Source organism: Spirillospora sp. NPDC048819 (assembly GCF_040650055.1).
Taxonomy (GTDB): Bacteria; Actinomycetota; Actinomycetes; order Streptosporangiales; family Streptosporangiaceae; genus Spirillospora.
Genome location: NZ_JBEZGN010000054.1, coordinates 1 through 25,386 on the forward strand (window position 1 = coordinate 1; position 25,386 = coordinate 25,386).

At 70.4% G+C, this 25,386-nt stretch carries 24 protein-coding genes and 3 pseudogenes; 15 read left to right on the plus strand and 12 right to left on the minus strand.

What is annotated here, in order from left to right; all coding sequences use genetic code 11:
* Positions 1–137: 137 nt before the first annotated feature.
* On the minus strand, positions 138–437 hold the full coding sequence (locus AB0C35_RS42065; protein WP_358468869.1) for a ferritin-like domain-containing protein: 300 nt from the start codon (positions 435–437) through the stop codon (positions 138–140).
* A 12-nt stretch (positions 438–449) separates the two neighbouring features.
* Positions 450–1,304 (minus strand): alpha/beta fold hydrolase, encoded by an 855-nt coding sequence (locus tag AB0C35_RS42070; protein ID WP_358468872.1) that lies wholly within the window; start codon positions 1,302–1,304, stop codon positions 450–452.
* A 442-nt stretch (positions 1,305–1,746) separates the two neighbouring features.
* On the opposite strand from AB0C35_RS42070, the gene AB0C35_RS42075 reads away from it, so the two are divergent.
* The 5 genes from AB0C35_RS42075 to AB0C35_RS42095 all read left to right on the plus strand — a co-directional run bounded on the left by AB0C35_RS42075 (position 1,747) and on the right by AB0C35_RS42095 (position 7,670).
* A complete protein-coding gene (locus AB0C35_RS42075; RefSeq protein WP_358468875.1) occupies positions 1,747–4,494 on the plus strand; it encodes an AAA family ATPase in 2,748 nt (915 codons plus the stop codon).
* A gap of 140 nt (positions 4,495–4,634) precedes the next feature.
* Positions 4,635–5,342: an alpha/beta hydrolase gene (locus AB0C35_RS42080; RefSeq protein WP_358468878.1), complete on the plus strand. Its 708-nt coding sequence runs from the start codon at positions 4,635–4,637 to the stop codon at positions 5,340–5,342.
* Between the two features lie 179 nt (positions 5,343–5,521).
* Positions 5,522–5,890 (plus strand): NAD(P)-binding domain-containing protein, encoded by a 369-nt coding sequence (locus tag AB0C35_RS42085; protein WP_358468881.1) that lies wholly within the window; start codon positions 5,522–5,524, stop codon positions 5,888–5,890.
* A 264-nt stretch (positions 5,891–6,154) separates the two neighbouring features.
* A complete protein-coding gene (locus AB0C35_RS42090) occupies positions 6,155–6,778 on the plus strand; it encodes an NAD(P)-binding domain-containing protein (RefSeq protein ID WP_358468884.1) in 624 nt (207 codons plus the stop codon).
* Between the two features lie 58 nt (positions 6,779–6,836).
* On the plus strand, positions 6,837–7,670 hold the full coding sequence (locus AB0C35_RS42095; protein WP_358468887.1) for a type II CAAX endopeptidase family protein: 834 nt from the start codon (positions 6,837–6,839) through the stop codon (positions 7,668–7,670).
* Positions 7,671–8,135: 465 nt separating this feature from the next.
* On the opposite strand, the pseudogene AB0C35_RS42100 reads toward AB0C35_RS42095, so the two are convergent.
* Positions 8,136–8,240: pseudogene (locus AB0C35_RS42100) on the minus strand (IS481 family transposase); the annotation flags it as partial.
* Between the two features lie 77 nt (positions 8,241–8,317).
* Between AB0C35_RS42100 and AB0C35_RS42105 the strand changes: the two are divergent.
* Positions 8,318–9,451, plus strand: a complete 1,134-nt coding sequence (locus tag AB0C35_RS42105) for an epoxide hydrolase family protein (protein WP_358468890.1) — start codon at positions 8,318–8,320, stop codon at positions 9,449–9,451.
* A 24-nt stretch (positions 9,452–9,475) separates the two neighbouring features.
* Here the strand turns inward: AB0C35_RS42105 and AB0C35_RS42110 are convergent, their stop codons facing one another.
* Positions 9,476–10,174 carry a hypothetical protein gene (locus AB0C35_RS42110; protein WP_358468893.1) on the minus strand — a complete coding sequence of 233 codons (699 nt, stop codon included), beginning with the start codon at positions 10,172–10,174 and terminating at the stop codon, positions 9,476–9,478.
* A gap of 289 nt (positions 10,175–10,463) precedes the next feature.
* On the opposite strand from AB0C35_RS42110, the pseudogene AB0C35_RS42115 reads away from it, so the two are divergent.
* The 3 genes and pseudogenes from AB0C35_RS42115 to AB0C35_RS42125 all read left to right on the plus strand — a co-directional run.
* A pseudogene (locus tag AB0C35_RS42115) lies at positions 10,464–10,613 on the plus strand (IS30 family transposase); the annotation flags it as partial.
* Positions 10,614–10,914: 301 nt separating this feature from the next.
* A pseudogene (locus AB0C35_RS42120) lies at positions 10,915–11,001 on the plus strand (transposase domain-containing protein); the annotation flags it as partial.
* Positions 11,002–11,070: 69 nt separating this feature from the next.
* The gene (locus AB0C35_RS42125; RefSeq protein WP_358468896.1) at positions 11,071–11,319 is read left to right on the plus strand and encodes a hypothetical protein; all 249 of its coding nucleotides are present in this window, start codon (positions 11,071–11,073) and stop codon (positions 11,317–11,319) included.
* A 68-nt stretch (positions 11,320–11,387) separates the two neighbouring features.
* On the opposite strand, the gene AB0C35_RS42130 is transcribed toward AB0C35_RS42125, so the two are convergent.
* A complete protein-coding gene (locus tag AB0C35_RS42130; protein WP_358468899.1) occupies positions 11,388–12,503 on the minus strand; it encodes a flavin reductase in 1,116 nt (371 codons plus the stop codon).
* 280 nt (positions 12,504–12,783) lie between these two features.
* Between AB0C35_RS42130 and AB0C35_RS42135 the strand changes: the two genes are divergently transcribed.
* Positions 12,784–13,782: a Gfo/Idh/MocA family oxidoreductase gene (locus AB0C35_RS42135; RefSeq protein ID WP_358468902.1), complete on the plus strand. Its 999-nt coding sequence runs from the start codon at positions 12,784–12,786 to the stop codon at positions 13,780–13,782.
* 73 nt (positions 13,783–13,855) lie between these two features.
* Here AB0C35_RS42135 and AB0C35_RS42140 read toward each other — a convergent pair whose 3' ends face one another.
* The 3 genes from AB0C35_RS42140 to AB0C35_RS42150 are packed head-to-tail and all read right to left on the minus strand — an operon-like array spanning position 13,856 to position 16,238.
* Positions 13,856–14,578 (minus strand): alpha/beta fold hydrolase, encoded by a 723-nt coding sequence (locus tag AB0C35_RS42140; protein WP_358468905.1) that lies wholly within the window; start codon positions 14,576–14,578, stop codon positions 13,856–13,858.
* Positions 14,575–15,138 (minus strand): carboxymuconolactone decarboxylase family protein, encoded by a 564-nt coding sequence (locus AB0C35_RS42145; protein ID WP_358468907.1) that lies wholly within the window; start codon positions 15,136–15,138, stop codon positions 14,575–14,577. The genes AB0C35_RS42140 and AB0C35_RS42145 overlap by 4 nt, the downstream gene beginning before the upstream one ends.
* Complete coding sequence (locus AB0C35_RS42150; protein WP_358468910.1) at positions 15,135–16,238, minus strand: LLM class flavin-dependent oxidoreductase; 1,104 nt, start codon at positions 16,236–16,238, stop codon at positions 15,135–15,137. The genes AB0C35_RS42145 and AB0C35_RS42150 overlap by 4 nt, the downstream gene beginning before the upstream one ends.
* Positions 16,239–16,431: 193 nt before the next feature.
* Here AB0C35_RS42150 and AB0C35_RS42155 point away from each other — a divergent pair, with 193 nt between their 5' ends.
* Positions 16,432–17,967, plus strand: coding sequence for an aldehyde dehydrogenase (locus AB0C35_RS42155; RefSeq protein ID WP_358468913.1), 1,536 nt, complete (start codon positions 16,432–16,434; stop codon positions 17,965–17,967).
* On the plus strand, positions 17,967–18,674 hold the full coding sequence (locus tag AB0C35_RS42160; protein ID WP_358468916.1) for an enoyl-CoA hydratase/isomerase family protein: 708 nt from the start codon (positions 17,967–17,969) through the stop codon (positions 18,672–18,674). Before AB0C35_RS42155 ends, AB0C35_RS42160 begins: the two co-directional genes overlap by 1 nt.
* Before the next feature lie 50 nt (positions 18,675–18,724).
* Here the strand turns inward: AB0C35_RS42160 and AB0C35_RS42165 are convergent, their stop codons facing one another.
* Positions 18,725–19,525, minus strand: a complete 801-nt coding sequence (locus tag AB0C35_RS42165; protein ID WP_358468919.1) for an SDR family oxidoreductase — start codon at positions 19,523–19,525, stop codon at positions 18,725–18,727.
* On the minus strand, positions 19,522–20,217 hold the full coding sequence (locus AB0C35_RS42170; protein ID WP_358468922.1) for a cyclase family protein: 696 nt from the start codon (positions 20,215–20,217) through the stop codon (positions 19,522–19,524). The genes AB0C35_RS42165 and AB0C35_RS42170 overlap by 4 nt, the downstream gene beginning before the upstream one ends.
* 111 nt (positions 20,218–20,328) lie before the next feature.
* Between AB0C35_RS42170 and AB0C35_RS42175 the strand changes: the two genes are divergently transcribed.
* From AB0C35_RS42175 to AB0C35_RS42185, 3 genes are read left to right on the plus strand one after another with little or no spacing between them, the layout of a single operon-like run.
* Positions 20,329–21,624: a helix-turn-helix domain-containing protein gene (locus tag AB0C35_RS42175; protein ID WP_358468925.1), complete on the plus strand. Its 1,296-nt coding sequence runs from the start codon at positions 20,329–20,331 to the stop codon at positions 21,622–21,624.
* Between the two features lie 48 nt (positions 21,625–21,672).
* Positions 21,673–22,563, plus strand: a complete 891-nt coding sequence (locus AB0C35_RS42180; protein ID WP_358468928.1) for an NAD(P)-dependent oxidoreductase — start codon at positions 21,673–21,675, stop codon at positions 22,561–22,563.
* Positions 22,560–22,979, plus strand: a complete 420-nt coding sequence (locus tag AB0C35_RS42185) for a heme-binding protein (protein WP_358468931.1) — start codon at positions 22,560–22,562, stop codon at positions 22,977–22,979. The genes AB0C35_RS42180 and AB0C35_RS42185 overlap by 4 nt, the downstream gene beginning before the upstream one ends.
* 21 nt (positions 22,980–23,000) lie before the next feature.
* Here the strand turns inward: AB0C35_RS42185 and AB0C35_RS42190 are convergent, their stop codons facing one another.
* Together AB0C35_RS42190 and hisD are read right to left on the minus strand one after the other, a co-directional pair.
* Positions 23,001–24,011 (minus strand): amidohydrolase family protein, encoded by a 1,011-nt coding sequence (locus AB0C35_RS42190; protein WP_358468934.1) that lies wholly within the window; start codon positions 24,009–24,011, stop codon positions 23,001–23,003.
* Between the two features lie 39 nt (positions 24,012–24,050).
* Positions 24,051–25,361, minus strand: a complete 1,311-nt coding sequence (hisD, locus tag AB0C35_RS42195; protein ID WP_358468937.1) for a histidinol dehydrogenase — start codon at positions 25,359–25,361, stop codon at positions 24,051–24,053.
* Between the last annotated feature and the right edge of the window lie 25 nt (positions 25,362–25,386).

Here is a 25,386-nt window from a genome sequence, read left to right on the forward strand (position 1 = left end):
TTCGAAGACGCCGTCCAGGCGCAGCAGCGCGCTGCGCACCCGCACGCCCTCGACCACGAAGCCCGAGTCGTCCCAGCCCGGTGAACGGCCACCGCCGCTGTTCACCGGAACGAAGGTGCGCTCGACGGCCCGCTCGGTCATGTCATCTCCTTGATCGGCCAGACGAGCAGGTCGCCGCCCGCCGGGCCGCGGGTGATGCGGGGGCCGTGATTCCGGACGACGATGCGCAAGATCCTTTCGGCGAGGACCCCGCGTACCGCTTCGACGGTGTCGGGGTTGCGTTCCGGGGCGGGGGAGCAGAGCGCGCACAGGTACGGCGGAAAGGTCGCGTGCTCCAGTTCGATCGCCCGCTGGAGGTGGTCGCGCAGTTCGGCGAGCGATGCGGTTCCCACCGGTGCGGTGGTCATGGTGATCGCCGACGGTTCTCGGTGGTTCATGGGTCTCTCGATTCAGGCGTCGGGTGATTGGACGGCCCCGTCGGCGGTCGTCGCAAGCGACGGATTTGCGTCGGCGAACGCGCCGTGGACCAGCACGATGGTCGGCTTGGCCGCCTGCCTTGCCGTCGAGGTGGAGGAGGACGCGGCCGACGGGTACAGGACCGCGGCCAGGATGGCCAGAAAGGCTGGGAACAGTGGTGCCAGGATCCGGGTTTTCCGCCGGGAGAGCTGGGCGCTCTGCCGAGGAGGTGTGCACGGGCATGGTGAGCTTGTTCGCGCGTTCACGGTGTTGTCGGCGACGTCGTTGTCTCGCAGGTGGCGGGCGTGCTCACGGACCTGCTTGTCGCTGACGCCGTTCTTCTTGACTTCGAGTGAGTCGACGAAACGCTCCACCCATTGCCCGACGAGCCTGATGCCATGGTTGAGGCCGAGCCGGGTCAGGAGCCCGTGCGGGTCGGCGGCGAGGGTCTTCTTGTCGTAGCCGCTCTTGGGGGTGTCGCTCTTGGGGGCGTCGCGCAGATCCGGCGCGATGACACCGTAGTGCTTGGCGAGTTCGGGCAGGATCTCGCGCCAGGTGTACCAGGTCTGCGGATACCCGTGCAGCAGGAGCAGGGTCGGTCCCCGCCCTCCGCGCACGTAGTTGATCGCGATGTCGTCGGCTCGCACCTTCTGCTCACTGAAACCCGCCGGAACACGCGGCTCATCGCCTGTCCTCGACGGCCCCTTCGCGGCGGCGGCTGTGCTGGGTACCTCTGTGGCCTGGACGGAGGCGGCCGGGGCGAGGCACCCGAGCACGTCGACCACCGCGATCGGCATGAGGGCGCGGCCGCGGATCTTCGGGCGCGGCATGGAATGGATCGATTTCACGGACGTTCCCCTTTTCGATGCGACCGGTGGTCGTGGGGTGCTGGGGTGGATGCGGCGCTAATGGTGAGACCGCCGTTCGGCAATTTCTGCACGGCTGGCCAGAGCATGTCCGGCCATCCGCCGGCAACCGGGAATCGTTGCTTTATGGGCGCTATTCGTTCACGGCCATACCGTAGAAATCGGCTCGCGTGCCCCGCGAGCGTCACCTGACTGTGTCACCGAGTGTTATGTGACAGGTGGGTACGAGGCAGAGGCTGCTGTCGGCCCGATCGCGCCGTGGTACGAAGTTCGAGGTCTCGATAACGGCAGGAGCCCCCTACCGACGTCCACACGCCACCCGGCTCACTACAGCGGGTGACCAGGCGAACTGATTATATGAGCGCATGGCTGTGCGGTAGGTTCGCTGGACAGGAGTCCAGGCGCCAGAGATTATGGATTGATAATGCCAGCGGACCGGTCGGTACCGGCGCTGTTCGGGCGGGAGCCCGAACAGCGGCTTCTCCGCGATTTCCTGGACAGTGTCCGCGACAGCGGCGGAGCAATGCTGGTGCGCGGCGAGGGAGGGATCGGAAAGTCGGCGTTGCTGCTGGAAACGGCGGGGATCGCAGCCACGCAGGGTATGCGGATCCTTCGGACGACCGGGGTGGAGTCCGAGACGCACCTGCCCTTCGCCGGTCTGCACCAGCTGTTACTTCCGCTTCGCGCCGAGATCGGGGAACTGCCCCACCCGCAGCGCGACGCGCTGCGGGCGGCCTTCGGATTGACCGATGCGCGGGCACCGGATCCGTTCTTCATCGCCTTGGCGGCGCTGAATCTTCTGAGTGAGGCCGCCGGCCGATCGCCCGTCCTGCTCCTTGTCGAGGACGCGCACTGGTTGGACCGTTCCAGCGCCGAGGTGCTCGCGTTCGTCGCGCGACGGCTCGACTCCGAGCCGATCGTGCTGCTGGCCGCGATACGCGACGGTCACCACAACCCCCTGACCGGCGCCGGGCTGCGGGAGTTGTTCCTTGACCGGCTCGATCACACCGCTGCGACCGCCTTGCTGCACTCGCATGCCCCCGCGCTGACGCCGACGGCGCGCACACAGCTGCTGCGGGAGGCGGCGGGAAACCCGCTGGCTCTGGTCGAACTGCCGATCGTCGCGGACCGGCAGCGCGGGCAGGGAGGCCTGCCGCCGGGGTGGCTCCCGCTGACCACCCGTCTGGAACAGGCCTTCACCGTCCGCATCTCGGGGTTGCCGCAGCTGACGCGGACGATACTGCTGGTGGCCTCGCTCAACGACAGCGCCGACCTTGCAGAGACCCTCCACGCCGCCGCGGTGATCACCGGCGTCCCGGTCACGGCGGACGACCTGGCGCCCGCGGCCACCGAACGGCTGGTGGATGTGGACGAAACCGGAGTGCAGTTCCGGCATCCGCTCATGCGCTCGGCGATCTACCAGGGGGCAAGCATCTCCCAGCGTCACGCGGTGCACGCCGCCTTGGCCGACGTCATCACCGGCACGCCGGACCGCCGGCTCTGGCACCGAGCGGCGTCCACATCCGAGCCGGATGAGGCCATCGCTTCGGAACTGGTCGCCGCGGCCCAGCGCGCGCAACACCGGGGCGACCAGTTATCGGCCGTCAGAGCGCTGCAACATGCCGCCAGACTTAGTGAGAACCCCGTTCAGCGGTGTGAACGGCTGGTCCGGGCCGCTGAGTACGCGACTGACCTGGGACGGCGCGATATCGTCGTTCGGCTGCTGGGCGACGCCGAGCCGCTGGAGCCGTCCGCGCAGCAGCGGGCCCGTATCGTGTGGATCCGCGAGAACTTCGAGGACGGCATCCGCGACGACAGCGTGGCAGCGCGGGCGCTGGCCGACCTCGCCGAGAGCATGGCGGCACAAGGAGACACCGACCTCGCGCTGAAACTCCTGTCGAGTGCGTCCCTGCGGTGCTTCTGGGCCCATGCCGACTCGCGATCGAGGCAACGCGTCGTCGCCGTGGCCGAGGGACTGCCCATCGACGACCTGGACGGGCGACTGCTGGCGATCCTGGCGTTCGCGGCCCCGATCGAGCGTGGCAAGGTCGTGATCGACCGCTTGAGACATCTGGTCGCGCACTCCGCCGGCAACTCGCAGGCGGCCCGCCTGCTCGGCAGCTCGGCGCTGATGGTGGGGGCCTTCGACCTGTCGGAGGAATTCTGCGCCGCGTCGCTCCCGGTCCTGCGCGCGCAGGGCCGGCTCAGCCGCCTGGCACGCGACCTCGGGGCACAGGCATGGAGCACCGTCCGGCTCGCCGACCTGAGCGTGGCCATCCCCGCGGCCGAGGAGGCCGAACGGCTGGCGCACGAGACTTCCCAGCCGCTGATGCACGCCATCGCCCAGGCTTCAGGAGCCATGGTCGCCGCGCTGCGCGGGGACCAAGACCGCGTGGAGAGCCTTTCGGTGGCGGCCGAGCAGGTGGCCCTGCCGATCGGTGCCCGCCCGGTGCTGGCCACGGTGCAGCTGGCGCGTGGTCTGGCCGCGTTGGGGGAAGGACGCTACGCCGACGCCTACGACCACCTGCGGCGGATGCACGACCCCGCCGATCCGGCCTTCCACCTGGCGCTGCGCTGCTTCGCCGTCGCCGAACTCGCCGATGCCGCAGTGCACAGCGGTCAGAGCCATGCGATCGGCGGCATCATGGAGGAACTGGAGACGATGGCTCTGACCACGCCATCACCGGCTTTGCACGCCGACCTGCGCTACGCCCGGGCGGTCCTGGCCGATGAGGCCACCGCGGAGCCGTTCTTCGAAGCCGCGCTCACGGCGGACCTGCGAAGATGGCCCTTCGTGCGAGCCCGGGTTCAGCTGGCCTACGGCGAATGGCTCCGGCGCCAGCGGCGTACGGCCGAGTCTCGGGCGCCTTTGCGGATCGCTCGCGAGACGTTCGACGCCCTAGGCGTCATCCCCTGGAGTGAGCGGGCGCGCCAGGAACTGCGGGCCTCCGGCGAGAGCAGCCGCAGCCGCGGCCGCCAGGCACGCGATGTGCTCACCGCACAGGAATTCCAGATCGCCCAGATGGCGGCCGACGGCCTGACGAACCGGGAGATCGGCGAAAAGCTCTACCTGTCGCATCGGACCGTCAGCTCCCACCTTTACCGGATCTTCCCCAAGCTGGCGGTCACCTCGCGGTCGGCGTTGAGCACGGCCCTGCACCCACCGCCCTGATCCCACCGAAGGGTGACCCCTTCGCCCGGGTGACGCTCAGTGACGCAGTCATGTGACGCACGCGAGGTCCGTGGGCGGCTTCCTACGGTGGGGCCATGCTTACACGGAGTTCGTTCAGAAACGGCAGCACGCCGACCGTCGTGCTGGTGCACGGCGCTTTCACCGACGCCTCAAGCTGGACGGATGTGATCGCTGAGCTGCAGGCCGGCGGGTTTGCCGTGATCGCGGTGGCCAACCCGTTGCGCGGACAGGCCACCGATGCCGCATACCTCGCCGGCGTCGTCGCCGCGATCGACGGTCCCGTCCTGCTGGTGGGCCACTCCTACGGCGGTGTGGTCATCACCCGGGTCGGAGCCCAGGCGGGCAACGTGGTCGGGCTGGTCTACGTGACGGCCTTCGCGCTGGAGGCGGGAGAGACCGTGCTGGACCTGACGGGCCGCTTTCCCGACAGCCTGCTGGGCCCGGCGCTGCGCCCGGCCACCTTCCGCACCGGCGACGGCGAGGAGGCGGTGGAACTGTTCCTCAAAACCGACCGGTTCGCCGCGGTGTTCGCCGCGGACCTGCCCGAGCGCCTCACCGCGGTGGCGGCTGTGGCACAGCGCCCCATCGCCGCCGTGGCGTTCGAGGAGAGCTCCCCTGACGCAGGCTGGAAGACCCTGCCGTCCTGGTACGTCGTAGCGACCGCCGACCAGGCGATCCACCCCGCCGCCCAGCGGCTGATGGCCCAGCGCGCCGGCGCGGACACCATCGAAGTCGACGCGTCACACGCGGTCGCGCGGTCGCAACCGGCGGCCGTCGCCGGCCACATCCGTACCGCAGCGAACGCTACCCGGGCCGTCAAGCACTAACGCGCGCGGCGCCCTGTTCATCGTGCAGAAGGCACTGCCGCTGATCAACGACCACGGCTCGGTCTTCTTGACCGGATCGAAGGCCTCCCTCGGCGCCTTCCCCGGCTGGACTAGTCGCCGACGGCGGCACCACCGCCATCTGAACCACGTACCTCGAGAACGGGAAGAGAGCACACGTCATGAGCAGCATCACCTTCATCGGTGCGGGGAACAGGGCCCGTGCCATCGGCACGCTCGCGGTGGCGGGCGGCAACACCGTCGAGGTCATGGCGCGTGATCAGGCCAAGGCCGATGACCTGGTCAAAGCTCTGGGCGGCGGCGCGACGGCGGGCGAATGGGGCGCCGTCCCGGCCGGGGACATCGTCATCACGGCCCTGCTGTACGACGGTGTCGTTCCGGTCGTCGCGCAGTACGGAGACGCCCTCGCGGGCAAGGTCATCGTCGACATCAGCAACCCCTTCAACGCCACGTTCGACGGACTGGCCCTGGCTGGAAGGAATGGGCGTGGTCACGGTGGGCCTCGCCGGCAACGGGGTCGGCCACGGTGACTTCGCCCTCGGCGTCAACGAGATCTGAACATCAGCACGCTCAGCACGTTCTGCTACGAGCCACCCCACCGGCCGGCTGCTGACCACGCTCGACGTGCTCTCCAGCCTTGACCAGATGCTCGACGTCGCCAGCCAGGTGATCGCGCGTACCGGCCGGTTGTGACCACCGAAAGAACGAACGAATCGGCTGCCACGGAAAGCATCGACATGCATGACGGGGCGGGCATGCCGTCCATCTCAGACAAGAGAAAGAGAGCACTCACCATGAGCAGCATCAGTGTCATCGGCCTGGGGGGCATGGCCCACGCCATAGCCGCACGCGCGGTCGCCGGCGGCAACTCCGTCGAGCTCATCGGCCGCAACGCGGCCAAGGCGAAGGATCTGGCCGCGACGCTCGGCGGCGGGGCCGCGGTCGGGACATTCGGTGCCGTCCCGGTTGGCGACATCGTCGTCCTGGCCGTCCCGTACGCCAGCGCCGTGCCGGTCGTCGCCCAGTACGGGGATGCACTGGCCGGCAAGTTCATCATCGACATCTCCAACACGTTCAACGCCGACGCCACCGGGCTCGTCGTCCCTGAAGGCACGTCCGGTGCGCAGGAGATCGCCAAGGCAGTCCCGGCGAGCGCGCACGTCGTGAAGGCGTTCAACACGGTCTTCGGCCACGTGCTGGCCCAGGGGCGTCCGTTGGACGTGTTCTTCGCCGGAGATGACGCGCGGGCCAAGGCCGACGTGTCGGCGTTCATCGAGAGCCTCGGACTGCGCCCGCTCGATGTCGGCGGCCTGGAGATGGCCCGCTGGCTGGAAGGGGTCGGGCCGCTGCTGATGGGCCTGGCCCGCAACGGCGCGGGGACCTTCGACATCGCCCTCGGCGTCGACCTCCCCGGCTGAGCGCACCCCTGCCAGCAGCCCGCGGCGCTCCCGCCGCGATTCTCACAAAGGAGTCATCGTGCGTCTGATATGGCAGCTCTTAGCGGTTGTGGCGGTCTGGATCATCGGCAGTTTCGGCACGGCGGCGGTGAAGGACAACCCCTGGCTGGCGCTCGTCGCCGGCCTGCTGACGGCCGTCGTCGCGGTCCTGGTCTACGGCTGGGTGGTGCGGCGCACCGAGCACCGGGCCCCCGTCGAGGTGTCGCTGAAGGGAGCAGGCGCCGCGATCGGCTGGGGCACGCTGCTCGGCATCGCGCTGTTCGGGGCAGTCATCGCGAACATCGCCTTCTTCGGCGACTACACGATCAACGGCCTGGGCACGCCGGCGAGCGCCGTCGCCCTGCTCGGCATCATGGCGGGTGCCGCCGTGACCGAGGAGCTGGTCTTCCGCGGTGTCCTGTTCCGGAACATCGAGGGCTGGACCGGAACCTGGATCGCGCTCGTGCTGACCGGCTCGCTGTTCGGCCTGATCCACCTGCTCAACGCGAACGCCACCCTGTGGGGCGCCATCTCTATCGCCATCGAGGCAGGCGGGATGCTGACCGCCGCGTACATCGCCACCCGCAAGCTGTGGGTGCCGATCGGTCTGCACTTCGGCTGGAACATCGCCGCGAGCGCCATCTTCAGCACCGAGGTGTCCGGCAGCAACACCCCGCAGGGCCTGCTGGACGCGACGATGTCGGGTCCCGCGCTGGTCACAGGCGGCGACTTCGGACCGGAGGGCAGTGTGTACGCCGTGGTGTTCGGCGTGGTGGCCACCGCCGTGTTCATGTGGCTGGCACACCAGCGTGGTCATGTGGTCCCCGTCCGTCGCTCGGCCCGGGCGGACGTGGCCGCCAGCCTCGCCAGGTGATCGAACTCCGGCGGGTCCTGGACCGGTGACGGCAGATCGACGTCACGGTCCGGGAGTGCCGCTCGCGTTGGTGCCGGCGGTCGCATCGTTCGTGCCGGCGTTCCACGGGCTGGGGACGGGTCGGCACGCAGCCGGCCCGTCCCTTCGACGCGCTGGCCGTCGTGGCGATCGTCCTCCAGTGCTTCACGCGACGCCTACACCACCACCTCGCCGACCGAGGCCCGCCGCATCGCCGAACGAGTCCTGACCTGTGCCGACCTGCCCGATCCCGGAGATCCGGCGCCTCGGCACCACCCTGAAACGATGGAAGGCCGCGTTCCTGGCCTACTTCGACACCGGCCGAGCCTCCAACGGTGCACCGAAGCCATCAACGGCCTGATCGAACTCCACCGCCGCATCGCCCGCGGCTTCGAGTTACAAGCTCCTCCTCATCGGCGGAGGACTCGACTAGGTGTACTGCCTCGTGAGGTTGGGGACGAGGGTGTCGAGCCACAGGCGCGAGCGGTAGCACGAGCCGTTGTCGGTGAGCACGCGGCGCACGGTGATCTCGGCGGCGGCGAAGACCGCGGCCCCACTGGCCGCGCAGGACAAAGCGCGGACGCCGCCTCTACCAGCCCCCGCGAACTCAGCGCACCAAGGAGAACACCATGCCGACCGCAACACCTGTGATCACTGTCAGTGACGCCGACCTGCGCGACCTGCGCGCCCGGCTGCGCGCCACACGGTGGGCCGAGCCCTGGCCGGTCGACGGCTGGCAGGCCGGCACCGACGGCGCGGAACTGCGCCGCCTCGTCACACACTGGGCCGAGGGCTACGACTGGCGGGCCTGCGAGGCCGCCATCAACACCCTGCCCTCCCACTTCGCCGACCTCGGCGGCACGCCCGTGCACTACCTCCGCTACGACGGCGAGCACCCGGACGCGCTACCCATCGTGCTCACCCACGGCTGGCCCAGCTCGTTCCTGGAACTCACGGCCCTCGCCGAGCGACTGGCCACGCCCTCCCGGTACGAAGGCAAATCGGAGGACGCCTTCACCGTGATCGTCCCCTCACTGCCCGGCTTCGCCTTCTCACCACAGCGACCCACGCTCGCCACAGCCGACCAGACCCACGACCTCTGGCACCGGCTGATGCACGACGAACTCGGCTTCCGGCGCTACGCGGCACACGGCGGAGACCTGGGCGCCGGCATCAGCTCACGCCTCGCTGAGGCCCACCCCGAGGCCGTCGTCGGCATCCACCTGCTCGCCGCCGCGGCCCCGGCCGACTACGACCCCGCCGGGCTCGCCCCCGAGGAAGAGGCATACCTCGCCTCCGTCGCGGCCTGGCAAACCGAGGAAGGCGGCTACATGCACCAGCAGAGCACCCGCCCCCTCACCCTCGCCCCCGCCCTGGCCGACTCACCCGCCGGCCTGCTGGCCTGGATCGTGGAGAAATACCGCGCCTGGAGCGACATCGAGGAGGACCTCTCCTCGCGCTTCAGCGACGACTTCGTGCTCACCCAGGCGTCCCTCTACTGGTTCACAGGCACGATTTCCACCTCCTTCCGCCCCTACTACGAGTACGCGCACCACCTGACCCGCCGGGTGCGGCGGGTGGACGTCCCCACGGCCCTCGCCCTGTTCCCCGCCGACCTGGGCCTGCCGCCAAGGAGCTGGGCCGAGCGCACCTACAACCTCACCCGCTACACCCGGATGCCCCGCGGCGGGCACTTCGCCGCTCACGAGGAGCCCGAACTGCTCGCCCTCGACATCACCGAGTTCTTCCGCGCCTACCGGTGACCGGCTGACACCCGGCCCCGCGGCTCAGGCGTCCTTAAAACCGTCCAACTCCCCTGCTGAGTGGGCCGACCAGACGCCGAGGGCGATGCAGTCGTAGTGGGAGTACGTACTGATGTCGTCCTCGATCGACAGCGTGAGCGCCATCGTCCCCCGATCCCAGACCTCCCTGACCCATCCGACCGTGATGTCACCAACCGTACGGGTGGGCGGACCGATCCGGTCTTCGACGAGCACGCGCACGCGGCGGAACTCGGCCTCGAACTCCGCGGGCCCGGCGTCCGGATACCGGATCCACTCGTTCGAGAAGTCCTCGTCCAGATCGTCCTCGTCGTCGTTCTCGTCGTCGTTCTCGTCCCCGTCATCGTCGGGGTCTTCGGCGACGAGCGGCGGCCACAGCAGCGCGAACCGGAGCGCCACGAACGACTGGTCCGCCGGGCCCGCCTCATGGGAGTCCTTATCAGGCGGCGGCGGGCCCAGGTCCAGTTGCCAGCCGGCCCCGTCCGGGTCGCCGGCCTCGGACACGGAATCCGCTGGCAGGTCCAGCTTGGGCCAGTCCTCATAACCGGTCTGCCAGGGCACTCGAACAGTCCCCACGTCGTCGGCCCGTATCCATCCGCGTTCCACGAACACGCGCTCGACGGCCTGCCGGGTCCACGGGCCGTCCGCGAGTAAGATCATGGTGTCGACCAACGCGCCGTCCACTGGCAGCAGCTTCATGCTCATGGGGCGACCCTATTTATTCACCTTCGACGCCGCTCCATCGAATGCGCAGCCCGCCCGCGCCAGCCGATCATTCGGGCAGTGAGTACGGCGTCATCGTCCAGGCACTGGTCTCCCGGCCTGCCTGGTCGTATCGCCGTGGCCAGGACGCTCATCCGAGCGTGAGGAACTGTCACACCGTGTCGCCGCCCACGTGGGCGCACCCCTCCGGGACGGCGTGCGTGCTAACGGTGGAGCTGACAAGGGGGTTTGATGGTCTCGGACGGGTGTGGACGTACGGGACATCGCAGCGATCGTCGAGCGTGCCAGCCGCTACGTCCTGCTCGTCCATCTGCCCCTCGACAGGACTGCCGAGCGGATGCGCGACGCCCTGGCCGTCACGATCCAGACCCTCCCGGTCGAACTCAGACGCCCCCTGACCTGGGACCAGGGCTCGGAGATGGGCCTGCACCACCAGCTCAGCCGCGGGTTTCCAGGCGCGCGGATTGGGCCGAGTGGCGGCACCGCCGGTCCGGCTTGATCACGGTAGTGGTTCGCGCGTGTCGCGGGTCGGGCATGCCGGGGCGTAATGGCCTGCCGTTCCTTGATGGTGTTCCGGTTCGGGGGCAAAGGGCCAGGTGAAAGGGGACGGCGGTATGCGCCGTGAGCAGGGGCTGGGTGGCTCGGGTGCAGCGTTGGCGGCTGGGGTTGTGCCTGCGGTGTGACGGGACGGCCTGCAAGTTTCCGGGTGCGGCCCGGGCATCCTGACGACGGTGTTCCCTCCCCAACTCGTCGATGCGGTGGCCGCCGAACATGGTCGCCTGGAGCGGCGCCGCAGGCTGCTGCCGTCCCGGCTGGTGGTCTGTCGTGCTGGGCTTGTGCCTGTTCGCCCGCGGGTCCTAAGCAGTTATCGTCGGAGCATGGACGAGCCCGAGGCGAGTGGACACGTCTGGCGGGAGCACGTGCACCGACGAGGCACAGCCGAGCAGGACCGAGACGCATTGGCTCGTCTCATCGAGTACGACGCCGACCCGTTCGAGGTCGAGTTGTACGAGCTGGCGGCCGACCCGCGAACACTGCTCATCGACCGCGCCCAGCGGCGCCGTGCCGGGCAGCACGAGCGGCACGTCCGACGGTTGAAAGGCCGAGGTCGACAGGCCGAAGGGTGACGGCAACGACGGCTGCCATCCGGCACCACGGGCGCACGTCGGGCACCGCCTGACCTTGGTCGACTTGCCTAGAGCCGTCCGCCGGTGGACGCCAGGATTTGACGGACCCGTTCCTTTGCCAGCTCGCAGTAGTCGACGGCGGCCTGCCTTGCGGCACGGGCGTCACGCCGATCGAAGGCGTCCACGAGGCGGCCTTGAACATTCACGAACTGCTGTGACGACTCGGGGGTCGAGCCGAATGAGCGGGTCATCACGCTCTTGATGCTGAGCCGGCCGAACATCGACGTGAGCAGTGGATTGCGGACGAGGGACACGAGGTACTCGTGGAATGCGTAGTTGGCGTCGAGGTAGCCGTCGAAGTCCACGAACCGGTCGCCGACGAGCAGCGCGGCCATCGTGTCGAAGCGGCGGCGCAGTTCGGCCACCTCGTCCTCGGTCACCCGATGTATTGATAGCGCGATGGCGCCGAGTTCGATCGCGAGACGGGCGTCGAAGGTCTCGTCGGAGGTGCGTACGTCGAACGGCGCGATCACGTAGCCGCGGTCGGGGTCGCGGCGGACCAGCCAGTCCGACGACAGCCGGGTCAGCGCGTAGAACGCGGCCGCCTGGTCGACGTCGAGTTGCTCGGCCAGTTCATCGAGTGGCAGCGCGTGATCCGCGGGGTACACCCGGCTCAGCACGAGTTCGCGTGCCCGGCCGTAGACCTCGTCGTCGCGGGCGAACTCGAACCGGCCGAACCCGCCGCAGAAGTACGTCAGCGGCTGGCCCTTGCCGGCGGTCGCGGACACCACTCGCCCGAGGAAGATCGTGTGCGTACCGCCGGCGACCGACTCGACGACCTCGCATTCGATGTGCGCGAGGGCGTCGCTGAGGAGCGGCAGCCCGAGGGTCCCGCTGTGAAGGGCGACACCGCGGAACTTGTCGCGGCTCGCGATGGCGAACTGCTTCGCGAGCTCGCCCTGATCTTCGCCGAGCACGTTGACGACGTACCGCCCGGACGCCGACACCGCCTTCGCGGTGGGGACGGCGTTGTTGATGCAGGCGAGCATCATCGGCGGGTCGAGCGAGAGCGACGTCACGGAACTCGCGGTCATGCCGTGGCGCTTGCCGTCCGCCTCGGTCGTGACGACGGTGACCCCGGTGGCGAGGTGACCGACGACGTGCCGGAAGTGGGCGGTGTCCATCGGTCGCTCCCTGCTGGCGAACTCCATTCCTGCCTCCGTCGTCGCTGCCGGGTGTGCGGTCACGTCCGTCTGTTGCCATTGAACAAAGGGTTCGGATGGCGGGCACTCACGCAAGCCGTGAGATCGCGGGTGCGGGGGTGCCGGGGGCCGTAAGACGGCCGCCGCTCCGCGTCCTACCCGGCGGGGCCTTCTGCGGGACTGACGGGTTCCGTCATCGCGGCAGATGACGATGACGTCGTGGGACAGTGCGTCTTCCCGGGCCCGGGGCTTGACTTCCAGAGTGATCAACGCAGCCGTCGTGGGCCTCGGATGGTGGGGCCAGAAGATCGTCGCGGACCTGGCCGACAGTGAGCACGTTCGAGTCGTGCTGGGTGTGGACGTCGCCGAGTCCGCCCGCGAAGGCGCGGTCGCGCACGGCATCCGTGTGGCGACCTCGCTGGATGCTCTCGCGGACGAAACCGTCGAGGCGGTGATCCTCTGCACGCCGCACCGCTTCCACGGGGAGCAGATCGTGGCCGCGGCCAAGGCCGGAAAGCACGTGTTCTGCGAAAAGCCGCTGACCGCCAGCGGCCGAGAGGCCCGCGCCGCCATCGCGGCGGTGCGGGCCGCGGGCGTGCAACTCGGCATCGGCCACGAGCGCCGATTCGAGCCGGCCGTCCGGGAACTGCGCGAGATGTGCCGTAGCGGCGAGCTGGGGGTCCCGCTGGTGTTCGAGGGCAACTTCAGCCAGGACAAGTTCCTGGACCTGCCCGCCGACAACTGGCGGCTGTCCGCCGCGGACGCGCCGGTGGGCCCGCTGTCGGCCACCGGCATCCACATGGTCGACCTCGCGATCGCCGTTCTCGGTCGACCGGTAGAGGTATGGGCCCGGCTCGGCACACATGCCACGACGTTCGCGAACGGTGACACCCTCACGATCACCCTCGGCTTCGAGAACGGCGAGACCGCCCTGGTCACGGCCATCCTCACCACGCCGTTCGCCGGCCGGGTGACGGTGCTCGGGTCCAAGGCGTGGGTGGAGATCCGTGACCGCAACCACCCTGAGCTTCCACGCGGCTGGGATGTCACCACGACGCGCCGGGGTGCGGAGCCGGAGAACGTGTTCTTTCCGCCGCACCCGAGCGTCCGCGAGAACCTGGAGGCGTTCGCGCGTGCCGCCGCCGGTGGAGCGCCGTACCCGGTGTCGTACGAGGAGATGCTGCACAACGTCGATGCGTTCGAAGCGATCACTCGCTCGGCCCAGAGCGGGCTCGTGGAACGGGTGGGCGATTCGTCGTGACGCCCCACGACCCGCCGTCGTTCGGCAGCGGTCCACTGCGATAGCAGGGTCGACGGTTCACGGGCTCGGACGGTCAGGAGAGGAAGTCCGCCACCGCGTCCGCGAACGACTTCGGGTGCTCGTATGCCGTGGCGTGTCCGCCCGGAAGCCACGCCACCGTCACCGCCGGGAGCGCGGTGCTGAACCACTGAGTCGCCTGCAGGAACGGTGGCGCGTCATCCTCGCCGCATGCCACGAGCACCGGCGCGGCGACCGACCGCACTGCGTCGGTGGTGTCCGCGTCCGCCAACGCCTCGCATGTACGGGCGTACCCCTCCGGGTCGCCGTCCAGGAGGACCCGGCGCACGCGCGCGACCGCATCGGCCTCGTCCCGGCGGAACGCTTGAGAGAACCACAGCGCCTCCGTCGGCTCGACGAAGGCCTCGATGCCTTCGCGCCGCACCGTGGCCGCCCGGTCGCGCCACATCGCGCGCATCGCGTCGGGGTAGACCGCGACGGTGTCGGCGACGACGAGCCGCTTCACCAGGTCGGGTCGCCGGGCGGCGAGCACCTGCGCGACCAGGCCGCCGAGCGACACCCCGACGAGGTGAACCTGGCCGTGCCGGTCGATGCCCGCCTCGACCGCATCGGCGAAATCATCGATCGTCGCGGACTGCGGCGGCAGCGGAGCGGACCCATGACCCAGCAGGTCGGGCACGACCACCTCGCCCACGTGGCCGGGCAGCGCCTCGACCACGCGGTTCCAGAACCGGTGGTCGACGCCCAGTGGGTGCAGAAGGACCAGCGGAGCCCTCACGCGCGCTCCCGCGCCGGAAGTCGCGGTGCCCCGTCGGGTGGGGGTGTACGCGCGGTGTTCATCGTCATCGCCAAGGTCGTGTAGTAGCCGGCCGTGCCGACCACCTCGATGACGCGGACCTCCCCCAGTGCCTCCACGGCGGACGCGTATGTCGCGTCGGAGACCTGGCGCGTGGTGTGCAGTTCGTCGAGCAGGTCGTACACGTAACCGACCTCGGGGCGGCCCGCCGGCGGCCGCACGCCCCGCGCAACGGCGTCGACGACGTCCTCGGGCAGCCCGGCCCGCAACGCCAGCGGCCGGTGGTGGCCGAACTCGAACTCCTGGTCCCACGCCCGGGAGACGTAGAGGATCACCAGCTCCACGAGATCGTCGTCGAGCGCGCTCTCGAACCGCAGGAACTCCCCGACCAGTTGGAGCCGGGTCATCAGTTCCGGGCTGCGCAGCAATGGCACGAACGGCCCGAACACCGCACCGCGCGGGCCGGCGGCGATGCGTGCTGCGGCCTTGCGCTGGTCTTCGGTGAGCTGGGCGTCGGGCGGAAGCGGCAGGCGATCGGTCATTTCGCCGCGTCCAAGGCCGCGTTGACGTCGGGCATGACCTTCTGCGCCATCAGCTCCATCGAGCGGCGGGCAAGGCGCGGGTCGACCCAGTCCAGGCCGGCGTACACGAGCTCGCCGAATTCCCCGATCTCCTCGCGGAAGGCGAGGATCTGCTCGGTGACCGAATCAGGCGTTCCGGTGATGACCAGCTTGTCGAGAACGTGGTCGAGCGTGACCTGCTCGTCCGGCTGGTCACGGTCCGTCTTGAACAGCTCCAGGCGCCCGAGTTTCCGCATCTTCTTCAGCATCTGCGAGTAGTAGAACCGGTAGGGGCTGTTCTCGTAGTCGCGGCCGTAGGCCCGCGCCACCGCGGGGTCGTCGGCGACGAACACCGTGCGAGCCACGCGCCAGTCGGCCGGGTCGGCCACCTGGCCGGCGGCCTGCTTGCCCTGGACGTAGTTGGGCCAGTGCGTCGCCACCCATTGCGGGAGCAGGAAGTTGGCCGACAGCGGATGGAAGTCCCGCCGGCCCATCGCGATGACGCCCTTGGAGAACGGGGCCACGACGGTGCCGACGATTTCGGGCCGGGGCCGCTGGAGCGGCTTCGGCATGATGCCGACGCCGAGGTCGAGATCCACGGTGGTCTCGGTGGTGACCTTGAACCGGTTGTTCGGCAGGTCGATCGAGTACGGCGGGTCCAGCTCCCAGATCTTCGTGATCACGTCGATCGCCTCGGCGAAGATCCCGTTGCGGTCCTCGTTCAGGATGCCGAGCGCCTCGGCGTCGGAGGTCAGCGCGCCCGGGCTGATTCCAAGGATGAACCGGCCGTTGCTGAGATGGTCGAACATCGCCGAGTTGGCCGCCACCAGCACCGGGTGCTGCTGCGAGAGGTTCGTGGTGCCGGTGGCCAGCCGGATGTGCTGCGTGTCGGAGATCAGCGTCGCGAGGAACAGCAGGCTGTTGGTGATGTTCTCGTGCTGGTCGGTGAGGTGTTCTCCGATGAAGGCGTCGTGGAAGCCCAGCGAGTCCGCCAGTATCACCGCCTCGCGGTCCTCTTGGAGGGTCTCGGCCCACGTCCGGCCGAGCGGATGCAGCGGCATCGCGGAGTAACCCAGTCTCACGGCCTTCTTCCCCTTCCTGTACGTCGCCCTGGGATTGGTCTGTCCCGGCGTACCGGCAGTCTCGTTCGCGAGCCGTGTCCGGGCAGTGGCGCGGCCCGTGAATCCGCGGTCGGCGAATGACGCAAGCCGTCAGTGCCTGGCCTGAGGCGGCTGTATACGGTCAGGCCAGGATGTATACCGACTGGGAGGCGCCATGACCACGGCCGAGGTCCGTCCGACGGTGGAGCTCCCCTCTGGACCACTGCCGACCGGGTTGCGCATCGGCGGCCGGGTCGTCGAGGGGCGGGGTCCCCGGCTCGATGTCGTCAACCCCGCGACGGGTGGCCTGCTCGCGGTCGCCGACAGCGCCGACCAGGCCGACGTCGAAGAGGCCGTCCGGGGCGCGCAGGAGGCCTTCGACTCCGGCGTGTGGAGCCGGATGCCGATCCACGAGCGGTCCCGGATCCTGCACCGGTTCGCCGACGGGATCGCGGCGCGGATGAGCGACCTCTACCGGCTGGAGACCGCCAACAACGGCCGGCCGCTGACGGAGACGAAGGCGCAGATCACCAGGCTGCCGGAGTGGTACCGCTACAACGCCTCGCTACTGCTCGCAGACCGCGACGCGGTGGTCCCGATGCCGGGGCCCTACCACTCCTACACCACCCGGCTCCCCCTCGGCGTGGTCACGATCCTGGCGTCCTTCAACCATCCGATGATGATCGCGTCGAAGTCTCTGGCCCCCGCGCTTGCGACCGGCAACTCGGTGGTGTTGAAGCCGTCCGAGCAGACCCCCCTGACCGCGATGCTGCTGGCCGACATCGCCCACGAGGCCGGCGTCCCCGACGGCGTGCTCAACGTCGTGAACGGCCTCGGCCCGGTCGTCGGCGCCGCCCTCACCGAGCACCCGCTGGTGAAGAAGGTGGTGTTCACCGGCGGCACGGAACCCGGCCGGTCGATCGCGCTCGCGGCGGCGCGCCGCTTCGCCAAGACCACCCTCGAGCTCGGCGGCAAGTCGCCGGTCCTCATCTTCGGTGACACCCCGGCCGACGTGGCCGCGCGCGGCGCCGCGTTCGGCGGCTTCATCGGCGCCGGCCAGACCTGCATCGCGGGCAGCCGGCTGGTGGTGCACCGCAGCGTCCACGACGAATTCCTCGACGCGCTGACCGCCGTCGCCGAGGAAATCCGCATCGGCGACCCCGGTGACGAGTCCACACAGCTCGGCCCGGTGATCTCCGCCAGAGCACGGGAGAGGATCCTCGCCCGCATCGCGGGCGCCGTCCAGTCCGGCGCCCGCGTCGTCACGGGCGGCGAAGCCGTGACCATGCCCGGGCTTGAGGGCGGCTTCTTCGTGCAGCCGACCGTGCTGGCCGACGTCACCAACGACATGGCCGTGGCCCGTGAGGAGATCTTCGGACCGGTCGTCGTCGTGATCCCCTTCGACGAGGAGGACGAGGCCGTCGCGATCGCCAACGACTCGCCGTACGCACTCGGCTCCGCGATCTGGACCCGGGACGTCGCCCGAGCCCACCGGGTGGCGTCCCGGCTGGATGCGGGGATGGTCTGGATCAACGACCACCATCGCCTGGACCCGTCCTCCCCATGGGGCGGTCTCAAGGAGAGCGGCATCGGCCGCGAGGGCGGCTGGGAGTCGTTCCACGACTTCACGCACGTGCGTGCGGTGACCGTCCGGACTGCGCCCGACGACGTCGACTGGTACGGCGGAAAGACAACCGGAAGGCTGAACTGATGAGCGACCTGACCATCCACCCGGTCGACGGCGGCGTGATCGTGGCCGAGCTGTCCCGCCCCCCGGAGAACCTGTTCAGCATCGCGCTGTGCGAACAGCTGGCGGCCGTGCTCGACGACCCGCCGGAGGGCGCGCACGTGCTGCGGCTGCGGGCGGCCGGTGAGGTGTTCTGCCTCGGCCGCGACCGCGGCGGCTCGAGCCCGGCCGAGGTGCGGGCGGAGGCCGAGGCGCTCGCCGGGTTCACGCGTTCGGCACAGCGGACGAGGCTGGTGACCGTCGCCGAGGTGCAGGGCGACGCGGCCGGGTTCGGTGTCGGCCTAGTGGCGGCCCTCGACGTTTCGGTGGCGGTGCGGGACGCGACCTTCCGGTTCCCCGAGGTCGGCATCGGCCTCGCGCCGGCGCTGGTCCTCGCCTGGCTGCCTCGCGTGGTCGGCCGGCGGAAGGCGTTCTGGCTCACCGCGACGGGCGAGCCACTGGCCGCCGACCAGGCGGCGGAGTTCGGCCTGCTGAACGAGGTCGTCGAGACACGTGACGCCCTGACCGGGCGAGTGGACGACATGGTCGCGCAGCTGCGCGGCCGCAGCCCCCGCGTGCACGGCGACATCAAGGACATGCTCCGGGTGTTCGGCGACGTCGGCGACGAGCGCGCTCTCGACGTGGCCATCGACCGGCTCGTGGTCGGGTCGCTCCGCCGCGGCGAAGGCTGACGTGGTGAAGGCGCAGGACACGCGGGCCGCCGCCGAGCTCACCCGCGCCCCTAGCGCGCCACCATCCCCGCCGACAGGTCGATGTCGGCCGCGCACAGGCCGGGCATGTGCAGCATCGCGACGACGGCGGCGGCCACCTCGTCCTCGGTGAGCATCCGATGCAGCGCCGCCCGCGATGTATACGCCTCCTCGGCCTCCTCGTAGGTCTTCCCGGTGCGCTCGGCCTCCAGCGTGAAGTTGCGGGTCATCCGCGGTCCCTCGACCGGGCCGGGTGACAGGCAGTTCACCGAGACGCCCGCCGGGCCCACTTCGTAGGCGAGCGTCGTGGTCAGCCCGATCACCGCCATCTTCGAGGCGGTGTACGGCGTGCGGCGGGTCAGCGGGCGCTTGCCGCTCACCGACGCCAGGTTGATCACGTCTCCGGCGCCCCGCTCGACCATGGCCGGAAGGAACGCCCGGCACATCAGGTAGATTCCGCGGACGTTGACGGCGAAGACCTCGTCCCACTCGTCGGGCTCGATCTCGACCAGCGGCGCGACGGGGCCTGGAACGCCGGCGTTGTTGACCAGGATCTCCACGGTCTCGCCGGAGATCTCCCCGGCGAACGCGGCCACGCCGGCCGGGTCGGCCACGTCGGCCACGGCGACCCGGACGCTCCCGGGCATCCCCTCCGCCTCGGCCGCCACGGCATCGAGCCGCTCCCGGTTGCGCCCGACCGCGACCACCCGGGCGCCGCGGGCCACGAGGAAGAGGGCGATCGCACGGCCGAGCCCGCTGCCGGCACCGGTCACGACGGCGGTACGGCCCGCCACCCTGTCGCCCGGGAAGGCGGACCGGTCGGCGGCGGTCACGCCGGACCGTCCAGCAGGGCGACGGCGCGGGTCGGACCGCCGTGGGCGCCGAGCACCTTCAGCGGAAAGCCGGCGAACGTGAACCGCTTGCCGATCAACTGGTCGAGGTTGGTGAGGTTCTCGTAGTGGGTGATGTGGTGGCGGCGGCACATCATGTGGCACGGGTAGGACTTGCTGGTCGGGTTGTCGGGTGTGGGGCTGTCCACGCCGAACGTCTTCACCCCGTGTTCGACGATCCATTCGCTGCCGGTCTCCCCGAGACCGGGGAAGTCGCTGAGGTACTGCGGCGTTCCGGCGTACCGGCCGTGTGTCCCGGTGTGCAGCAGCAGGATGTCACCGCGTTCGACGGTCACGTCGACGGCGTCCTGCGCCGCGTCGAGGTGCTCACCGGTGATGTCCTGGCCGGCGCCGACGTGTGAGACGTCGAGGCAGGTCGCCGGACCGTAGAACAGGTCGAGCGACATCTGGTCGATGGTCTGCGCCGACGGATCGGGGTCGAGATGGGAGAAGGAGTCGACATGGGTCGGGCCGTTGTCGTTCACGATGATGCCCTTGGTCTGGAACGAGAAGCCGCCCGTGAAGCGGGGGGCCGTCTCCTCATGCGTGACGTGGTCGAACACCACGGTCTTGAGGTGACCGGGATAGACCTGCATGCCCTGGTAGATGTCCTGTGAAAGGTCGACGAGTCGCACGTCGGCGCTCCCTTCCGTCAAGCCGGCCCCGGTGGCCGAAGTGGCTGGGAGTCGGAACTCTAGGTCGGTGGCGTGGCGCGTGGACGCTCCGATCGGAGTAGGTTCGTGGCCATGAGCGCTCTGATCGGTGAACAACCCTGGCCTCCTGCTTCGGCCGCCACGATGCCGCCCCGGCCCGGGGCCACCGCGTCGCCGTTCGACATCGCGGACCGGATCGCCGAGAAGGTGGGCGGGCCGGTCATCCTGGAGGACTCGTCGTTTCATGTCCTCGGCCACTCCGCCTTCGCCCGGCCACTGGACCGCGGCCGCGCGGAGGCGATCCTCGGCCGCCGGATCCCGGGCGTGTGGCTGGAGCACCTGGTCCGGACCGGCAGCCTCGACCGGCTCCGTGGCAGCGCGGACGTCGTCGACCTGCTCGACGGCCCATGGGAGGCGCGCCGCCGGCTGATCACGGCGTTCCGGGCCGGGGACCGCCTGCTGGGGTTCGCCTGGGTCGCGGAGGGCGAGCGGCCGCTCGGCGACGGGGCCGGCGCCGTCTTCCGCCGCGCCGTCGACGAGGAGACGCCCGCCCTGCTGGACCACCTTGAGCGGCTCCACGCCGAGGAGGCGCACCGGTCGCGGCTCGCCTCCACGCTGCTCGACGGACTGCCGGGGGCACCGGCCGCCGCCGACCGGCTCGGCTTCGACCGGGACGGCCGCTTCATGGTCCTGTCCGTCGCCGGGCCGGCACGGCCGCGGGCCCGGGCGGAGGCCGGGGAGTCCGAGACGACGCGCCTGCTGGAGCACCTCCGGCTCTGCCTTGACTCGTTCCACCACCGCTGGGCGGTGACTTCTGGCGGCGACGGCGGGCTCGCCCTGGTGGCCCTGCGCGCCGACGAGTCGGAGAGGACGGCCGCACGGCTCGGCCATGAGGTGCTGAGGCTCGCCGGCGACGGCCCGCTGCGCACGATGCGGGTCGCGGCGAGCTCGGTCGGCAGCGGCCTCGCCGTCCTGCCACTGCTGCGCGCCGAAGCGACCGCCGCGATCGCCGTGGCGGGCGACGATGGGGCGTTCGTCGCGTACGCCGATGTCGATGCCGAGGTACTCGTCGCCGACGTGGTGGCCACGCTCCCGGCGGGTGTCCGGCTTTCCGGGCTCGACCGGCTGCGCGCGGCCGACCGCGGCACCGGCCCGGGGGGCGGCGACTTGGAACGAACCCTGCGTGCCTACCTCGCGGCGTGCGGCAGCGCCTCGGCGGCCGCCCGCGAACTCGGCGTGCATGTCACCACCGTCCGGCACCGGCTCGACCGGATCGCCGCGGTGTCGGGGCTCCGTCTCGACCGCCCGGAGGTCCGCATCGCCTGCGACCTCGTGCTGCGCCGTCCTGACGGAACTCCTGCAGCCAGCAGTCCGGCGGCCCGGCACTGACGCCCGCCGTCACTGTGGGGTCGCACCGCCTCGTCCTAGTGTGGCCGGATGACGACAGCCAAGACGGACGTGATGACGGTCGGCGTGGCCGGCCTCGGGATCATGGGGTCGGCGATGTCCGGTCACCTGCTGACCGCCGGCTTCGACGTGACCGGCGCCGACCCGGTCCGGCCCGCGGTCGACGAGCTGGTCGCCCGCGGCGGACGCCCGGCCCGCGACCTCGCCGGCCTCGCACGCGAGTCGGCGGTCGTGGTCACCTCACTTCCGTCCGCCGCGGCTGCCCTGGAGGTATGCCGGGGCCTGGCCGCCGCGAAGCCGGCCGGCCTCGTCGTCGTCGAGACGTCGACGCTGTCGCTCGAGGTGAAGCAGGAGTGCCGCGACCTGCTCGCCGCAGCCGGCGTACCTCTGCTCGACTGCCCGCTCAGCGGTACCGGCGCACAGGCCCGTGACCGCGACCTGGTGGTGCTCGGCAGCGGCGACGAGGCGGCGTTCGAGAAGGCCCGTCCGGTGCTGGCGGCGTTCGCCCGGTCGGTGCGGTTCGTCGGGCCGTTCGGCCACGGCACCATGATGAAGCTGGTCGCCAACCTGCTGGTGTCGATCCACAACGCGTCGACGGCGGAGGCGTTCGCGCTCGGCACGGCCGCGGGGCTCGACCCGGCGCTCCTCTTCGAGACGATCCGGGAGGGGGCCGGCGGGTCGGTCATCTTCGACAAGCGCGGGCCGCTCATGGCCGAACGCGCTTACCGGCCGGCGACCGCGCGGATGTCGATGTTCGTGAAGGACGTCTCGCTGGTGCAGGAGCTGGCCGCGTCGGTCGGCGTCGCCACGCCGGTGCTCGACGCGACACTGCCGCTGTACACGAAGGCCGTGGACGCCGGGTGGGCCGATGCCGACGCGGCCGCGCTGCTGGAGGTCGTCGAGGCGGAGGTGCGGGGTTGAGCACGCTGACCTTGGCGCAGGCGGAGGCCGCCGCCGCCGGGACGCTGCGGCATGCGCGCGCGGCCGGGGCGGCGCCGCTCGCGGTGGCGGTGCTCGATCCGGGCGGTCATGTGGTGGTGGTGAAGCGCGAGGACGGCGCCGGCATCCTGCGGGTCGAGATCGCGACCGCCAAGGCCTTCGGCGCGCTCGGCATGGGCATGTCGTCACGCGAGATCGCCGCGCGGGCGGAGCGGCAGCCGGCGTTCTTCGCCTCGCTCGCCGCGGTGACCGGCGGCCGGCTGGCGCCCGCGGCCGGGGGTGTCCTGGTGCACGGCGCCGACGGCACCCTGCTGGGGGCCGTCGGCGCCAGTGGCGACCAGTCGGACGTGGACGAGGCGTGCGTGCTGGCCGGGATCGCGGCCGCCGGTCTGGCCTGACGCCGCGCCCCGGCCGGTGGATCAGTCGGTGAGCTTCAGCAGCCGCGCAGCCGTCCGGCCGCGGATGGCCTCCCGGTCGTCGTCGCTGAGCCCTCGTGTCCCCTCGATCTGGGCGAGCGGGTCGTAGTGGCCCATGTCGAACGGGTAGTCGGTGCCGACGACGACGTGATCGGCCCCCATCTGCTGAACCAGGAACTCCAGGTGCGGCGCGTCGAACACCAGGCAGTCGACGTAGATCTGCTTGAGGTAGGTGCTCGGCGGCCGTGAGATGTGGTGCCGGCCCTCCGGCCGCATCTCGTAGGAATGGTCCATCCGGGAGGAGTAGAACGGCAGGTAGCCGCCGCCGTGCACGGCGACAAGCTTGAGGCCGGGATGTTCCTCCAGGACGCCGCCGTGGATGATCCGGGTCAGCGCGACCGTGGTGTCGAGCGGGTTGCCGATGACGTTGGTCAGGTAGTACTTGCGGAACCGCTCGCCGCCGGTGAACCCGTTGGGGTGCAGCAGCACGACGACGTCGAGTTCCTCCGCCTTGGCGAAGAACGGCCGGAACCGGCGGTCGTCGAGGTCCATCCCCATGACGTTGGTGTTGATCTCGACGCCCCGGAAGTCGTACTCCGTGACGCACCGCTCGAGCTCCTCGACCGCCGATCGGACGTCCTGCATCGGCACGGTGGCCAACCCGACGAACCGGTCCGGGTGGTCGCCGACGATCTTGGCGAGGTTCTCGTTCTGCATCCGGGCGAGTTCGCGGGCCAGTTCGGGATCGGCCCAGTAGAAGTAGCCGCCCGGGGCCACGGAGATGGCCTGGACGTCGATGCCCATCCGGTCCATGTCCGCGATCCGCGTCTCCGGGTCGGTCGCCTGCGGCATGATCTGGCGGACGTGCTCGATCTGGTAGGCGTTGGTCTCCTCGCCGCCGAAGTAGCCGAACGGCTCCATCTCCGGCGCCATCAGCCCGTCCACGAGCGGCTGGCAGTCGGGGAGGATGACGTGGGCGTGGATGTCGACGGTTCGGTGGGATCCGCTGGGCATCGATGACCTTCTGTTCTTTGGGATGGTGTGGAGGCGAGCTCAGCCGGCGGGCTCGGACGCCCACGCCGGCTTCGTGCCGGCGTACTTCGCGGCTCGGACATCGCCGGAGCGGGCGTGCCCCTCGAAGAGCTCCACGCGTGCGGTGCGGCCGCACAGCTCGCCGAGCCGCGCGCTCGCGGCGGGATCGGTGACCTCCTGATACGTCACCGTGCGGAGGTACTTTCCGACCCACAGCCCGCCGGTGTACCGGGCGGCGCCGCGAGTGGGCAGCACGTGGTTGGTGCCGATCACCTTGTCGCCGTACGACACGCAGGTGCCCTCGCCGAGGAAGAGCGCCCCGTAGTGCCGCATCGTGTCCAGGGCCTCGCGCGGGTTGCGGGTGAGGATCTGCACGTGCTCGCTGGCGTAGGTGTCCGCGAGCGCGTACGCCGCGCCGAGGTCCTCGACCACGTGCACCTCGCCGTGGTCGCGCCACGCGGGCCCGGCCATGTCGTTGGTCGGCATGCCCGGGAGGAGCTCGTCGACGTGGGCCATGACCGCACGGGCGAGCGGCTCCGAGGTGGTGATGAGCACCGCCGGGGAGTCCGGCCCGTGCTCGGCCTGGCTGAGCAGGTCGACCGCCACCACGAACGGGTCGGCGGCGTCGTCGGCCACGACGAGGATCTCGGTCGGCCCGGCGAACAGGTCGATGCCGACCTCACCGAACAGCTGCCGCTTCGCCTCGGCGACGTAGGCGTTGCCGGGGCCGGCGATGAGGTCGACCTTGCCGATCGACTCGGTGCCGACGGCCATCGCGGCGACCGCCTGGACACCGCCGAGCAGCAGGATCTCGTCGGCGCCGGCCAGGTGCAGGGCGGCCACCGTCGCCGCCGGGATCTCCCCGCGCAGCGGCGGGGTGCAGGCGGTGATCCGCTCTACCCCGGCGACCTTCGCCGTCACGACGGTCATGTGCGCCGAGGCGGTCAGCGGGTAGCGGCCACCCGGAACGTAGGCGCCGGCCGCGACGATCGGCAGGTGCTTCTGCCCGAGGAACACGCCCGGCTGGGTCTCCACCTCCAGGTCCTGCAAAGTGTCACGCTGGCGCTGGGCGAAGTCGCGGACGTTGGCCTGCACGGTCCGGATGTCGTCGATGACCTCCGGCGCCAGCGACGCGACGAGTTCCTCGATCTGCTCGGGCGCGAGGCGGAACGACTCGGGCGACCAGTTGTCGAACCTCTCGGAGAAGCGGCGTACGGCCTGGTCGCCGTTCGCGCGAACGTCCTCGATCACCTCGTGGACGACGCCGGAGACCTCGTCGTTGCCGCGGGCGTCCGGCACAGCGCCGGCGGGGGCCTTCAGGTTGATGCTCATGGTGCTCCTGTACTGGGCGGATGCC